This window comes from Denitrobaculum tricleocarpae (assembly GCF_007004665.1).
Classification (GTDB): domain Bacteria; phylum Pseudomonadota; class Alphaproteobacteria; order Kiloniellales; family Kiloniellaceae; genus Denitrobaculum; species Denitrobaculum tricleocarpae.
The window spans coordinates 96313-110192 of sequence record NZ_ML660054.1 but is presented as its reverse complement, the minus strand read 5'-3'; the positions used below and the strand labels follow the sequence as shown (position 1 = coordinate 110192).

General features: G+C 57.6%; 13 protein-coding genes. 9 read left to right on the top strand and 4 right to left on the bottom strand.

Annotation, left to right across the window (positions count from 1 at the left end):
• Positions 1–86 precede the first annotated feature (86 nt).
• Positions 87–986: a LysR family transcriptional regulator gene (locus FKG95_RS09555; RefSeq protein ID WP_142896132.1), complete on the bottom strand. Its 900-nt coding sequence runs from the start codon at positions 984–986 to the stop codon at positions 87–89.
• A gap of 112 nt (positions 987–1098) precedes the next feature.
• On the opposite strand from FKG95_RS09555, the gene FKG95_RS09550 reads away from it, so the two are divergent.
• From FKG95_RS09550 to FKG95_RS09540, 3 genes are all read left to right on the top strand, one after another.
• A complete protein-coding gene (locus FKG95_RS09550; RefSeq protein WP_179954076.1) occupies positions 1099–1938 on the top strand; it encodes a DUF4437 domain-containing protein in 840 nt (279 codons plus the stop codon).
• 55 nt (positions 1939–1993) lie between these two features.
• Positions 1994–3343 carry an adenylate/guanylate cyclase domain-containing protein gene (locus FKG95_RS09545; RefSeq protein ID WP_142896130.1) on the top strand — a complete coding sequence of 450 codons (1350 nt, stop codon included), beginning with the start codon at positions 1994–1996 and terminating at the stop codon, positions 3341–3343.
• 175 nt (positions 3344–3518) lie between these two features.
• The gene (locus tag FKG95_RS09540) at positions 3519–4031 is read left to right on the top strand and encodes a DUF2867 domain-containing protein (RefSeq protein WP_142896129.1); all 513 of its coding nucleotides are present in this window, start codon (positions 3519–3521) and stop codon (positions 4029–4031) included.
• 100 nt (positions 4032–4131) lie between these two features.
• On the opposite strand, the gene FKG95_RS09535 is transcribed toward FKG95_RS09540, so the two are convergent.
• Entirely contained in the window at positions 4132–4527 is a 396-nt protein-coding gene (locus FKG95_RS09535; RefSeq protein WP_142896128.1) for a DUF805 domain-containing protein, read from the bottom strand.
• A 117-nt stretch (positions 4528–4644) separates the two neighbouring features.
• Between FKG95_RS09535 and FKG95_RS09530 the strand changes: the two genes are divergently transcribed.
• The 3 genes from FKG95_RS09530 to FKG95_RS09520 all read left to right on the top strand — a co-directional run bounded on the left by FKG95_RS09530 (position 4645) and on the right by FKG95_RS09520 (position 7913).
• Positions 4645–5190: a cupin domain-containing protein gene (locus FKG95_RS09530; RefSeq protein ID WP_218940147.1), complete on the top strand. Its 546-nt coding sequence runs from the start codon at positions 4645–4647 to the stop codon at positions 5188–5190.
• A gap of 133 nt (positions 5191–5323) precedes the next feature.
• Entirely contained in the window at positions 5324–7297 is a 1974-nt protein-coding gene (locus FKG95_RS09525) for a bifunctional 2',3'-cyclic-nucleotide 2'-phosphodiesterase/3'-nucleotidase (RefSeq protein ID WP_142896127.1), read from the top strand.
• Between the two features lie 49 nt (positions 7298–7346).
• Entirely contained in the window at positions 7347–7913 is a 567-nt protein-coding gene (locus FKG95_RS09520; protein WP_218940146.1) for a gamma carbonic anhydrase family protein, read from the top strand.
• Here FKG95_RS09520 and FKG95_RS09515 read toward each other — a convergent pair.
• Both FKG95_RS09515 and FKG95_RS29600 read right to left on the bottom strand, forming a co-directional pair.
• Entirely contained in the window at positions 7883–9706 is a 1824-nt protein-coding gene (locus FKG95_RS09515) for a PHA/PHB synthase family protein (RefSeq protein ID WP_142896126.1), read from the bottom strand. The two genes, FKG95_RS09520 and FKG95_RS09515, sit on opposite strands and share 31 nt — an antisense overlap.
• 643 nt (positions 9707–10349) lie before the next feature.
• On the bottom strand, positions 10350–10790 hold the full coding sequence (locus FKG95_RS29600; protein ID WP_179954017.1) for a hypothetical protein: 441 nt from the start codon (positions 10788–10790) through the stop codon (positions 10350–10352).
• 32 nt (positions 10791–10822) lie between these two features.
• Between FKG95_RS29600 and FKG95_RS29595 the strand changes: the two genes are divergently transcribed.
• The 3 genes from FKG95_RS29595 (at position 10823) to FKG95_RS09500 (ending at position 13837) form a co-directional block, all read left to right on the top strand.
• On the top strand, positions 10823–11191 hold the full coding sequence (locus FKG95_RS29595) for an OmpA family protein (RefSeq protein WP_179954016.1): 369 nt from the start codon (positions 10823–10825) through the stop codon (positions 11189–11191).
• A gap of 136 nt (positions 11192–11327) precedes the next feature.
• The gene (locus tag FKG95_RS09505) at positions 11328–12548 is read left to right on the top strand and encodes an LL-diaminopimelate aminotransferase (protein WP_142896124.1); all 1221 of its coding nucleotides are present in this window, start codon (positions 11328–11330) and stop codon (positions 12546–12548) included.
• Entirely contained in the window at positions 12545–13837 is a 1293-nt protein-coding gene (locus tag FKG95_RS09500; protein WP_142896123.1) for a homoserine dehydrogenase, read from the top strand. Before FKG95_RS09505 ends, FKG95_RS09500 begins: the two co-directional genes overlap by 4 nt.
• Positions 13838–13880: the final 43 nt, after the last annotated feature.

Genomic DNA, 13880 nt, shown 5'->3' with positions numbered 1-13880 from the left:
TGGAAACGCCGAATTCATATGCACGTCCGTAAGGTGACTCTCCAAGCGCCAGTCACCAGATATGTCCGTTTCAGGCCGCTTCCAATCTAAGTCAGCGATGGCTCGGATTGCAGTTTCTCTCTCAGAAATTCTATGAATTCGCGAACCCGCGCCGGCAGGTGGCGAGATGGAGAACGCACTGCAAAAACACTCCACTCGGGCATGACAGTGTATTCCTCAAAAATCTGGATCAGTGTTCCGGCTGCAAGCTCTTCCGTGACCTCCCATTTGCATTTTCTGGCGATGCCCAGGCCAGCCCGGGCAGCTTCGGTTATTGCCTCGGCGCTGTTGCTGGCAAAGTTGCCGGTGGCTTTGTAGTCCCGCACTTTTCCATCAGGATCTCGCAACTTCCATGCTCTTGCATCGCCGCGCACGAGACAGTTGTGGTTGATCAGTTCCTCGGGAGCCTTGGGCATATCGTGACCGGCCAGGTACGTGGGTGCCGCGACGACGATCCTTGGGCTTGCCGCGAGCCGCCGTGCCTTCAACGAAGAGGGCGCGAGTTCACCCAAGCGAATAGAGAGGTCAAAACCGCCGTTCACAAGGTCGACCACCATATCGTTCAGGCTGAGTTGGATCGAAACACCAGGGTGTTCGTCCAAAAACTCAGAGACATAGGGAGCTATGTGCCGTCGGCCGAAGGACGCGGAACTGGCGATCCGCAGTTCTCCCTTGATCGCCCGTGGGTCTCTCTGCGTTTCCGAGAGTGCCTCGTCGACGTTATCGAGGATGCGTTTCGCATGTCCAAGGAACGTCTCGCCGTCGCTGGTTAAGGACAACCTGCGGGTCGTTCGATGAAAGAGCTGAACCCCTACGTCTGTTTCCAGGGATTGGATACGCTGAGTCGCTGCTGTCCGAGACAATCCAACTTCTGCGCCCGCCTTGCCTATGGCCCCTAAAAAGGCGGCTCTTACGAAAAGCTCCAGGGATTTTAAATCAAGCGACATTGTTCCGAATTTCCAAATACTCTTTTTATCAATAAGGTGATTATTTGTTTTTTCCGGTCAGTAAGATGCGGGTTCCGAACCTGAATGTCGATCAAATACACCGGAGTTGAACGTGCTTGGAAGAACTGCTGTTTCAGTCGCCGCCGCTTTATTAGCCGCATCGGGCGTGGCCCAGGCGCAGCCGGACTTTGAGCTGGTTGCCCGGCCCGACGTCTCTTTTCAGGCTCTCAATCCGCTTCGGGGGGAGGCGAGCCCAAAAGCGGGTGTGCTCTGGGGGGATATCAGGAATCCGGCTGCGACCGGAACCCTGGTCCAGTTCCGCGACGGATTTTCGTCACCACCGCATATCCACAACATCACCTATCGGGCGGTCGTTATCAGTGGTGAAGTTCATAACGATGATCCCGAAGCCGCACAGCTGTGGATGGGACCGGGGTCGTTTTGGACGCAGCCCGCCGGCGAAACGCATGTCACGTCAGCTCAAGGCGAGGCGACCAAGATATTTCTCGAGATCCTGGAGGGACCGTATCTGGTTCGACCTAAGGAGGAGGCCTTCGACAACGGCGAACGTCCTGTCAATATCGAAGCCCGCAACGTTGTTTGGTTAGATCCATCGGATGTTTCCTGGATCGATGCCCCGCGCGACGCGCTCGGACCTCAAATGGCGTTTCTGTGGGGTGAACCGGGAGACAACGGACGCAACGGTACATTTCTTCGGCTGCCGGCCGGATTTGACGGGATCCTGAGTAGCGCGGGAGACTGGCTTAAGGCAGTCGTCATTGAGGGGATCATCACCCATCAACGGACCGATAGCAAAACTCGAACGCGCCTGGAACCGGGGAGTTACTTCGGTACGCCCACAGACATCGACCACGCGCTTGCCTGCGATTCTTCGGCTGGATGCTTGTTGTATGTAAGTGCCAAAGGGAAGTTTGCCTTCTCGTCTCGATAACAGGGCGCCTTTGCAGGGGCGCCGAGACACGAGAAGAGTTTGGGAGAACAAGCGATTGCAGAGGTCGTCGGCAGAGGGTGCTTCAGATAAGTCTCGTATTGCGACCGAAGCGATAGCGCGGGAGCAACGCATTGGTTTGTCCTTCATGCTCTGGGGGCGGCTGGCGGTGCTGGGCCTTTTGGCGATCTGGGTGCTGGTGACTGTTTCCGGGGAACGTGCGGGCACATATCTCGCGTTGATAGCGGTCTTTGCATTTCTCGGGACCTTGCCTTACCTGCTTGCCCGCAAAGGCAGCGGCGGATTTGTCATCATCGCCGCACTTTTGGTGTTGGAAGCCGGCGCGCTGAGTTACATCGTCACAATTCCAATGCCCTTCGAAATCGAGAGCTGGACACGGCAACTGAATCTTCGCTTGCCCGGTTTTTTGTATCTGGGGGTGTTCCTCGTCTCGATTGGCTTGAGCTACTCACCTGCGCTCGTGATTTGGGCTGGCGCGGCGTCAATACTTGCCTGGTCGGCCGGCTATCTTTGGATCGCAAACCTGCCTGACACCATCCCTATGTGGCCATTGGATTTGCTGAACGAGGGCATAAACTCGGAGGAGTTCATCGATCGATATCTGGATCCGCACGTGGTCCGCCCGAACTTCTTTTTGAACCAGATCGCGTTTCTTTCTGCCGTCACTGTTGTTTTAGCTCTTACGGTGTGGCGCTCTCGGACTTTAGTCTACCGAGTCTTATTTGCCGAGCAACAACGCAAAGACGCACTTGAGCAGCAGCACTTCATTCGCGAGACGTTCGGCAAGTTCGTGCCGGATACAGTCGTTACAGAGATTCTGCGCGATCGTGGTCAGTTGCTGCCTAAAAAGCGGCTCGCGACTGTTCTTTTTGCAGACCTGGAAGGCTTTACAGAACTGAGTAAACGCGTCCCGCCGGAAAAGCTTTTGCGTGTCCTGAACGAATTTTTCGAGGCAGCTGGCGCAATCATAACCAAACATGGTGGGACTATTACCCAGTTTCAGGGGGATGCCTTGCTCGCCAGCTTTAACGTACCGATCACCGACGAGAAGCACGCGTTTCATGCAGTCAGCGCGGCGAAGTCTCTCGTGTTATTGGTTGCATCGAGAGCGTTCGAAGATGTGACTTTGCGGGTTCGGATCGGAATTAACACCGGAGACGTTGCGGCGGGTGCCGTGGGTGGCGGTAATCGGCTTACATACACGATCTACGGTGAGTGCGTTAATATCGCATCGAGGCTTGAACAGCTTAACAAGCGGACCAACACGCAAATCCTGATGACAGCGGCAACTGCCGATGCAATCAAAGGGGTGCTGAAATGCGAACCTTTAGGGACATTTGAGATCCGGGGCGTTGCAGAACCGCTTGAATTGTATTCGACGAAGTAGAATTCGGCCCCAAAGTCCTACGACCTCTTTTTACGGACAAATCTTCAGAAGTGTAAAACTCCAGGATTAGATGAGCCCTTTTCGGCGGCACCTATTCGACGGGGGAGTGGCATGTTGTCGCTCGCCCGGTTTGCGTTTGCAGTTCGCAGACCGTTCCGAATAGCCTGCAATTGCTATGACAGTCAGAAAGACAAATCTGGCGGCAGGCAGTGAACTGCATCGTTTTGTAAGAGCGGGCGATTTTCTGGACTGCTACGCCACCGACATCGAACGCACGGGCCTGCCGATAGGAGACATCGCGCAACGGATTTTTACCGGACTGCCCGGCTGGATTAGAGCGCTGCTGGCAACGCGCGATTTAGGGGTCAAGGCCTTTGGCCTGAAATCAACCGCACAATTGCCCACCGACAACGACCGCCGGTCTCCGGTTCAGGTCGGTGAGCCCATCAACTTCTTCTGTGTGCGCAGTATCACTGAGAATGAAATCATTCTCGGAGAAGATGACGCGCATTTGGACTTTAAGATTTCGGTCTTCCGGGAGAGCGAGGATTCCAAACAGATTTCGCTCGCAACCTGGGTTCACACCCACAACCCGCTCGGCAGGGTTTACCTGCGCGGCATTTACCGATTTCACGTCATGATCGTCAAATCAAGGCTGAGGGCGCTATCGCGCGAGCTTGCAGGTTAATCGGTTCGAAGTGAAGAGCGCCCGTTGCCGTTCAAGGTCAACGAACCGCTCTTTTCCAAACAGCCTTGATCGTCTTGCTGCATCAGTGGCGCGAACGCAGTTAGCCCGCGTTGCTGAAAACCGCCGGGGCTTCGGACGAGATCCGTGCCGAGACACCGGGCGCAATGAGCAGTATCAGGCTCGTGATCAGGCTTACGAGTGGGATGATTGAGAGGAACGCGATTGTCTTGCTCATGCCGGCATCACGGGCCCGCTGAACGTAACGTTGCATAACAGGATAAGTCAGCGCGAGGGAAACGGCCAAACCTGCAAATAATCCGCCTGCGAGGTTGCCGATACCCGGTAGCAAGAGCAAGGCCGCCATCCAACCCAGGAAAGGCAAACGGCCTATCGTCTTATCTGACTCCTCGAACAGAACAGCGAGGATCGAGACGGTTAATATCGCGAGTCCAAAGCCGAAAAAGATCAAAAGATCGGTACTCGTAATGCTTTCCACGATAGTCTCCTTTCGATCATTGCAGGTTCGCCACGACGGAGAGTGAACTCTCTGCGTTCAAGCGGGCCCGCGCCTACAACCGACGTTCCGTTAAAGTTGTTCACAAAATGATAAAGAGTGACTTTTAGTAGAATTTTGCAAAACGGCGGCAGGATCGAAACGGCGGATGTCGTTCAAGTCAAAGTGAATGCGAACAACGGGATACCCAATAATCCTGATCTGCCGGCGCTGATTTATCCTCAAGCCCTTGGCGGTGAGCTCGTCAGCGGCGATATCATCGCGCTCTATGCCGTGAACCACTGGGACAAAGCATGGGTTTACGGGATTTTCGACTTTCACCACTACCACTACGCGGCGCACGAGGTTCTCGCGGTCATCGCCGGTCAAGCGACCCTTCAACTCGGCGGCCAGGATGGCCCTTGCCATGAGGTGAGGGAGGGTGACGTGGTCATTCTTCCAGCCGGGTTCGGCCACAGGCTTGTGGAAGCGACGCGGGGCTTTACTGTGGTTGGGGCCTATCCTGAAGGGCAGGAGGACATCGGGTTTGCGCGGCCCGGCGATGGTGTCCGGCTATCGTCTCGTGAAGCCGCCCGGGTCCCGGCCTCCGATCCGATTTACGGCGCAGACGGGCCTCTTGGTGCGCTCTGGCACTCGCCCCGGTAGATCCCGCATTTCATCGCTCGTAACTTCTTTTCCCACTTTAATTTCAAGCGTATCGTAAAGGATCGCATGCCGAGGAGAATCCCGGCGAGGCGAGTCGTTCGGCGTGAGTCTGTGACCAAGCGGGAGAGTCGAAATGTCTGCGTCCATCGGAAGAAGTCCGCGCCCCACAATTGCCGTCGCCGCATTCTGCCTCGGGTTCATGGCATTTTCTGGCTCTGCACTGAGCGAGACGACCGCGACGCTGAGGATCATGCAAACCACGGACATTCATGTTCATGTGGCCGATTACGATTATTACGCCAATAAACAGTCGGCATCGGTCGGTCTGGCCAAGGTTGCGACCCTGATCGAGCAGGCCCGCGCGGAAAATCCTAATCACCTGATGATCGATAACGGAGATCTCATTCAGGGCAATCCGCTTGGCGACTACATGGCGAAGCGGCGCGGCTTGCAGAAGGACGAGGTTCATCCGGTTTTCAAAGCCATGAACCTGATTGATTACGATGTCGGCAACATCGGAAATCACGAGTTCAACTATGGCCTGGAATACCTGGGGATAGCGCTTGCGGGCGCTAAGTTTCCCTATGTGAGCGCCAACGTTTTCTATGATGATGGTGATCTGGACCCGACAAACGACAAACCCTACTTTGCACCCTACGTGATTCTGGAGCGTGAGCTTCTGGCCGCAGATGGCCAACGTTATCCCATTAAAATTGGCGTGATTGGTTTTGTGCCGCCTCAGATTATGCAGTGGGATAAGGCTCATTTATCCGGCAAGCTGATCGCGCGCGACATTATTGATTCTGCCCATCGTTACGTTCCTGAGATGGAGGCGATGGGCGCCGACGTCATTGTGGCCGTGCCGCATTCAGGACTTACCGCGGAACGTCCGAAAGTCCTGGATGAAAACGCAACCTACGAGTTGAGTCTCGTGCCCGGGATCGATGCCATTCTCTTCGGTCACGCGCACCAGGTTTTCCCCTCTGAAACCTATGCCGATCTTCCAGGTGTGGACGTCAAGACAGGAACGATCAATGGCGTTCCCGCGACCATGCCCGGGTTCTGGGGCAGTCACCTGGGGCTCGTGGATCTTGAGCTTCGCCGCAGCACGGTCGGGAAATGGTATGTGAACGGGGGCGAAGGCAAGGTGCGCGCGACCTATAAACGTGAGGGGCGCGAGAAAATCGCTCTGGTCGACGCGGATCCGAAGATCATGGCGGCGATCGCCGAAGAGCATCAGGCGACGATCGCTTACATGAGCGAAGCGGTGGGCAGAACCGAAGCGCCGATCAACAGTTACTTCGCGCTTGTGGCCGACGATCCTTCCATTCAGATCGTGACCAACGCGCAGAAGTGGTACGTTGAGCGGTTGATCAAAGGGACGGAATACGACGGATTGCCCGTGCTCTCGGCGGGCGCGCCCTTCAAGGCCGGCGGGCGGGGTGGCCCCGAATACTATACGGCGATCGAAAGCGGCGATATCGCACTGCGCAACGTTGCCGACCTCTATATCTACCCCAACACACTGCGCGCCGTCCTTCTCACGGGAGCCCAGGTGCAGGAATGGCTGGAGATGTCGGCGGGCGCTTTCAACCAGATCGATCCTGGCACCAGGTCTGAACAGGCGCTTCTGAACCCCGAATTTCCCTCATACAATTTTGATGTCATCGATGGCGTAACCTATCGGATCGATCTCACACAGCCTGCGCGCTATGCCAGGGACGGGTCCCTGACGGATCCCGACGCCCGGCGGATTGTCGATCTGCAGTTTCAGGGGGCCGCAATCGATCCCGAAGCGAAGTTCATCGTGGCGACCAACAACTACCGTGCCGGTGGCGGCGGTAATTTTCCGGCCCTTGATGGAACGACAACCATTATCGAAGCACCGGATGAAAACCGCACGGTTTTGGCGAACTACATCTTCGAGCTCAAAAGCTTCAACCCCTCGGCTGATATGAACTGGTCTTTCGAGCCGGTATCGGGCGATGTCAACGTCACCTTCTCCTCCTCACCCGCGGCAGCGAAGGTGCTGGACGGCAGCCTGCCGATCGAAGCGGCGGGGGAGGCCGATGACGGTTTCGCGAAGTACCGGATGATCATGCAGTGATCACAGACGGGATTTTTCAGGTGAATGCCGGCGGGCGGGTAGAAAGATCGTGAGCGGTGTTCTTCGGCCTTATCGCGGCATTATGCCCAAGATCCATGAGACCGCTTTTGTGGCTGAGAACGCGATCATCATCGGCGATGTCGAAATTGGCCCCCACGCCTCGATCTGGTATGGCTGCGTCATCCGAGGCGATGTCAATGCCATCAGGATCGGCGCGGAAACAAACATCCAGGATGGCAGCGTTGTTCATGCAACCCATGACCGGAACGGCGACTACAGGCAGACCGGCGGCGGTGTGCCGACGCTGATCGGGGAGGGCGTGACTGTCGGTCATATGGCGCTTCTGCATGCCTGCGAGGTGCAGTCCCGGGCTTTTATCGGCATGCGCTCCGTGGTGATGGATAGAGCCGTGGTTGAGAGCGGGGCCATGGTGGCCGCGGGGGCTGTCGTGACGCCGGGAAAACGCGTTCCGGGAGGCGAGCTCTGGTCCGGGACACCTGCGGCATTCATGCGCAGTCTCAGACCGGAGGAAGTGGACATGATCCCCTACCTGCGGGACAACTACCTTCAGCTTGCCGCTTCGTATCAGGACTCGGGTTCGTCCGAGGGTTCGTGAAGAATGCTGACCCTGACGTAACTGCCTGGTGCGTCTTCGATCACCTTGATTTTGCCGCCGCCCGGTTTGCGGGCGGCGACGTCTTTGCCCTGGTGTTTATGCAGCCATTTCGCCCAATCGTTCCACCAGGAGCCATCATGTTTCTTGGCGTTTTTGTACCAGACTTCGGGATGTTTGGCGCGCCGGCTGTTGGTCCAGTAGGCGTATTTGTTTTTATGGGGAGGATTGACGACGCCTGCGATGTGTCCCGCCGCCGTGAGCACAAAACGGATCGGTCCGTTAAAGAGGTCAATGGCCAGATAAGTGGAGCGCCAGGGTGCGATGTGGTCTTCTCTGGCTGAAACCATGTAGACGGGAACCTTGATCTTTGCGAGATCGATCGGAACTCCCCCGAGTTCAATGCCGCCCGGCACCGCCAGCAGGTTCTCCAGATACATTTTTCGAAGGTAAAAGGAATGCATGGCCGCGGGCATGCGGGTCGCGTCTTCATTCCAATAAAGCAGATCGAAAGGAAAGGGTTCCTTGCCGAGGAGGTAGTTGTTCACGACGAAAGACCAAATAAGATCGTTGGCGCGTAAGAGATTGAAGGTCGCGGCCATGTCTTTGCCTTCGAGATAACCCTTTTCGGCCATCTTCTCTTCCAGCAACGTGACCTGTTCGTCATCGATGAAGACGCCCAGTTCGCCCGGTTCTGAGAAATCGGTCAGCGTCGCGATGAAGGTTGCTGCATGCACCAGCGGTTTTTTCTTCACCGCCAGATACGCCAGTGTCACGGAAAGCAGCGTCCCGCCCAGGCAGTAGCCGACGGCGTTCACATCCTTCCGTCCTGTTGCCTTTTGTATGACGTCGATCGCAGCGAGGGGACCTTCGAACATGTAGTCCTCAAAGGTCTTCTGGGCCAAAGTCTCGTCAGGATTGACCCAGGAGATACAGAATACGGTCTGGCCCTGATCGACCATCCACTGGATAAAGGAGTTCTCCGGCCGCAGATCGAGGATGTAGTATTTATTGATCCACGGCGGGATGATCAGGACCGGCCGCTCGGCCACCTTTTTGGTCGAGGGCTCGTATTGGATAAGCTGGATCAGGTCGTTCTGGAAGATGACTTTACCCGGGGTGATCGCAACGTTTTCACCCAAAGCGAAAGCGTCGTCATCGGTCATGCTGATTTTAAGCTGACCGCCACCGCGCCTGAGATCATGGAGCAGATGATCCAGGCCCTTCAAGAGGTTCTGGCCCCCGCTTTCCATGGTCGCCTCCAGAACTTCAGGATTGGTGAGCATGAAGTTTGACGGGGCAAGGGCGTCAACAAACTGTCGGGTAAAGAAATCAATTTTCTCGGCTTCATGCTCGTCTTTGCCGTGCAGGGTCTTCACGGTCGAACGCAGCCATCGCGCGCTAAGAAGATAAGACTGTTTGATGTAGTCGAAGAGTTCGTTGTCTTCCCAGGCTTCATGGCGAAACCGCCGGTCATGCTGCTCAGGTTCGATCGTCGGTTCTACATCGTGGCCCAGCATGCGTTGGGTTGTCGAATGCCAGAGATCCATGTGGCTTTTCCACAGAGACATCTGCGCTTGAACCAGAAGCGCCGGATTGGTCATCATGCGGGTGGTCAATTCCAGGAAGGCACCGCCGATGTTGAGGGGATCGACCTGTGACGCATAATCGATGCCATAGGTCTCCTTCAGGAAATCACTGACCATCTCGCTGCTTTGCTCTGCAATGGTGCTCAGCGTGGTCGCGAGATCCTGTGTTTCTTCTGAGGTGTCGTCGGCGGACGGTTGCTCAACCATGAAGCCTTGCCTATGATTCCAGCGAATCGAACGTAAAGCGGTCTAACGGCAACTGTTATAATGATCTCATCCAACACTGCGATGAAAGACATGCTTATTCAAATCCAGAATAACAGCTTCTAACGGCCCTATAAGGGGGCAAACAATGCTTGTTGTGGATTTTTAAAGCTTCGTAACGTTATAAGGACTGAGTTTGCGCCAATTATGCGTAATGGATCTAGGGGATAAGGCTGGAATATGACTGTGGCCAGCGATAATACGTTCGAAGACAAACGTCGTGGTTTCTGGTGCAGAAGCTCCGCGTTCTTGGCCGTTGCGATCATTTTAACGGGCTGTTCATCCGGTATAGATGAGGTGTTCTCCAGCGATGATGAGCCAGGCACGACGGTTACTGCTCCTGACGGAGCCGAGCCGGCTGAGGGTTTTCCTAATCTATCGAGTGTTCCCGGCGAATCGCCAGCGGCATCGACGCGCGCCGAGCGCGAGAGCCTGAGCGAGGGCTTGTCGGCGGATCGCTCGAACGCGCGCTACAGCGATCAGTCGTTGACGGCTGAATCGACCCTGATCCCACCTGCGCCGCCGCCGCCCAGCGCACCGCGACGGGAGCCGGCACCTGCTGCGCCGCCAGCTCCTTCAACGCCTGCTACAGCTCAGCAAGCTCCGGCTGCGCCTGCGGCCCAACCCACACCCGCACCTGCCGCACCTCAGGCGGCGCAAGCGCCCGCGGCGCCTGCAGCCGCGCCCGCAGCACCACCGCCGCCACCGCCGGCACCTGCGCCGGCCGGAACTTCGGTTGCGGAGGTCGCACCGTCTTCACCTGCGACACCCTCCGCGCCGACACCCTCCGCATCGACACCTGCAGCCCCGGCACCCGCAGCCCCGGCACCCGCAGCACCAGCTCCGGCAGCCCCTCAGTCAGGGACTGCGTCCGCTGCGGGATCGAGCACGGAACTGCCACCTGCTTTTCCGGCCAGGTCCGGAAACGAGACAACGTCTGACTACGTTCCGCCCACCTTTGAGCCACCGCGTTACCAGCTTCCGGGCTCATCAGGTGCAGGTTCTCAACAGGCGCAAGCAACACCACGCGTCCAGGTTCCGGGTGCGCCCGGCGCGGCCGTGCCAAGCGCAGCAGGTCAGCTGACGGCGGTCATTTACTTCGGTCATGGCTCGACGGGGCTGGACAATAACGATCTGAGTGTTTTGCGTGATGTTGTCGCGATCCAGCGGCAAAACAACGCCCGCATCCTGGTTGTCGGGCACTCGAGTTCGCGGACCGGTTCGACGGACGCTGTGAACCATCGGGCGGTAAACCTTGAAACCTCGCTGAAACGCGCGGATTCCGTCGCCAGAGCGCTGCGGCGGCTTGGCGTGCCGGCAGGACAGGTCGTGACGGAAGCCCGGGCCGACAATCAGCCGGTTTTCCACGAATTCATGCCCACAGGCGAAGCCGGCAACCGTCGGGCTGAGATCTATCTGGCATATTAGGCGGCGGAGCGCTAAAAAGCGGGACGTGGGCGGCTTTGCAGCCGTGATGAGGGCGCAGCGCGCTGCTTTTCACCTGCCTTGAGGCCGGCTTTTTCAGATCACACGCCCCGGGATGGCGCAATCCCAAGAGATTCAGATGGAGCAGGAATTTCACCGTATCAAGCGTTTGCCGCCCTATGTGTTCGCGGAGGTCAATGCTCTTAAAGCAAAGGCCCGGGCGGCTGGTGAAGATATCATCGATTTCGGCATGGGAAATCCGGACCAGCCGCCGCCGCCGCATGTGATTGCGAAGCTGGTCGAGGCCGCACAGGATCCCAGAACGCACCGCTATTCCACGTCTCGCGGCATTCCCGGGCTTCGCAAGGCACTTGCAGCCTATTATCAGCGCCGTTTCGGGGTTGAGGTCGACCCCGAGAGCGAGACCTGTGTCACCATCGGCTCGAAGGAAGGCCTTGCCAACCTTGCGCAGGCGATCACTTCGCCGGGTGATATCATCCTGGTGCCCAACCCCAGTTATCCGATCCATGCCTTTGGCTTCATCATCGCCGGGGCCTCTATCCGAAGCATGCCGGCCGGACAGGGTTTCGACTTCATGGCCCAGTTGGAGCGGGCGGTGAAGCACTCGGTGCCCAAGCCAACCGCGGTGGTTCTGAATTACCCGGCCAATCCGACGGCCGAAGTGGTGGGGCTCGATTTTTATGCGGAAGTGGTCGACTTCTGCCGCCGTCAGGGCATCTATATCATTTCCGACCTCGCCTACGCAGAGGTCTATTTCGAGGGTGAACCGCCACCTTCCATCCTGCAGGTGCCCGGCGCGCGCGATATCGCTGTCGAGTTCACATCCCTCAGCAAGACCTACTCGATGCCGGGCTGGCGCGTTGGCTTCTGCACCGGCAACAAAAAGCTGGTAGCGGCGTTGATGCGGGTGAAATCCTATGTCGACTATGGCGCTTTCACACCTATCCAGGTTGCGGCCACGACGGCTCTGAATGGCGATCAAAGCTGCATCGATGAGATGCGGGCGCGCTACAAGTCCCGCCGTGATGTTTTGATTTCGGGCCTGGAGGCGGCTGGATGGGATGTTCCCAGCCCACCTGCGACAATGTTTGCCTGGGCGCCTTTGCCGCCGGCCTTTGCCGACCTCGGCTCTCTGGAATTCTCAAAAATACTTCTGCAGCATGCCAAGGTCGCCGTGGCACCGGGTGTGGGATTCGGTGAGTACGGCGATGGTCATGTGCGCCTGGGACTGGTCGAAAACGAACACCGGACCCGCCAGGCGGTACGCAATATCAAGGCGCTGTTCAAGGATACTGAGAAAGTGCGCAACCTTTTAGAAGAGCGGAAAATAGCATCGTGACGAAACCCTTGCGTATCGGTATCGCCGGCCTGGGCACAGTGGGTGCCGGCACACTCAGCATCATTGAAGCGCACGGAAAGTTGCTTGCGGCCCGCTGTGGCCGCGAATTTCATGTGACTGCCGTTTCCGCGCGGGACCGGACGCGGGACCGAGGTGTCGATCTTTCCGCGGTTCGCTGGTTCGACAACGCGGTCGAACTGGCAGCTGACAGTGAGATCGACGTGGTTCTGGAGTTGATCGGCGGTTCGGACGGCATCGCGAAAGAGGTCGTCGAAACCGCGCTCGCCAACGGAAAGCATGTGGTGACCGCAAACAAGGCCTTGTTGGCCCATCACGGAACACAGTTGGCGCGCGCCGCTGAGGATGCCCGCGTCTACCTGGGTTACGAAGCGGCCGTTGCCGGCGGTATCCCGGTCATCAAGAGCCTGCGGGAAGGCTTGGGCGGTAACGCGATCGACCGGGTCTACGGTATCCTGAACGGTACCTGCAATTACATCCTGACCGCGATGCGCGAGAGTGGACGGGATTTCAGCGAAGTGCTCGAGGAAGCGCAGGCGCTTGGTTACGCCGAGGCGGATCCGAGCTTCGACGTCGACGGTGTCGATGCCGCGCACAAGCTTGCGATCCTGACTGCCCTGGCATTCGGATGCGAAGTCGATTTTGACTCGGTATCGGTCGAGGGAATCCGGGAAATCTCTGCCCTGGATATCGCGTACGCTGAGGAACTGGGGTATCGAATCAAGCTGCTGGGTATTGCGCAGCAGTCCGAGGGTGCAGTCCTCCAGCGGGTGCATCCCTGCATGGTGGCGAAGGAGACGCCGATCGCGAATGTCGAGGGCGTGTTCAACGCGGTGGTTGCCGAGGGCGACTTTGTCGGTCGCATTCTCTCCGAAGGCGCAGGTGCCGGGGCGGGACCGACGGCCTCGGCGGTTGTCGCCGATATGATGGATATCGCGCGTGGAAGCACTCTGCCGACCTTTGCGATCCCTGCGGCCCAACTCGCGCCGAGCAAAGGGACATCGATGGCCGCGCATGTGTCGTCGCACTACGTGCGTTTGATGGTGACAGACCGTCCCGGCGTGATTGCCGATGTCGCTGCGGCACTCCGCGATGAGGAAATATCCATGGAAGCAATGCTGCAACGGGGCCATGCGCCCGGTGAACCGGTACCGGTGGTCATCACGACCCATGCGACGACACAACAGCATATCGCAAGCGCGCTGCAGCGCATCGAAGCGATGGAGGCGGTGCTCGAACCACCGCGCATGATCAGAATTGAATCGCTGTAATCAAACCGCTGTAGGTTTGGCGAAGCGGCGCCCGGAAAGCGGG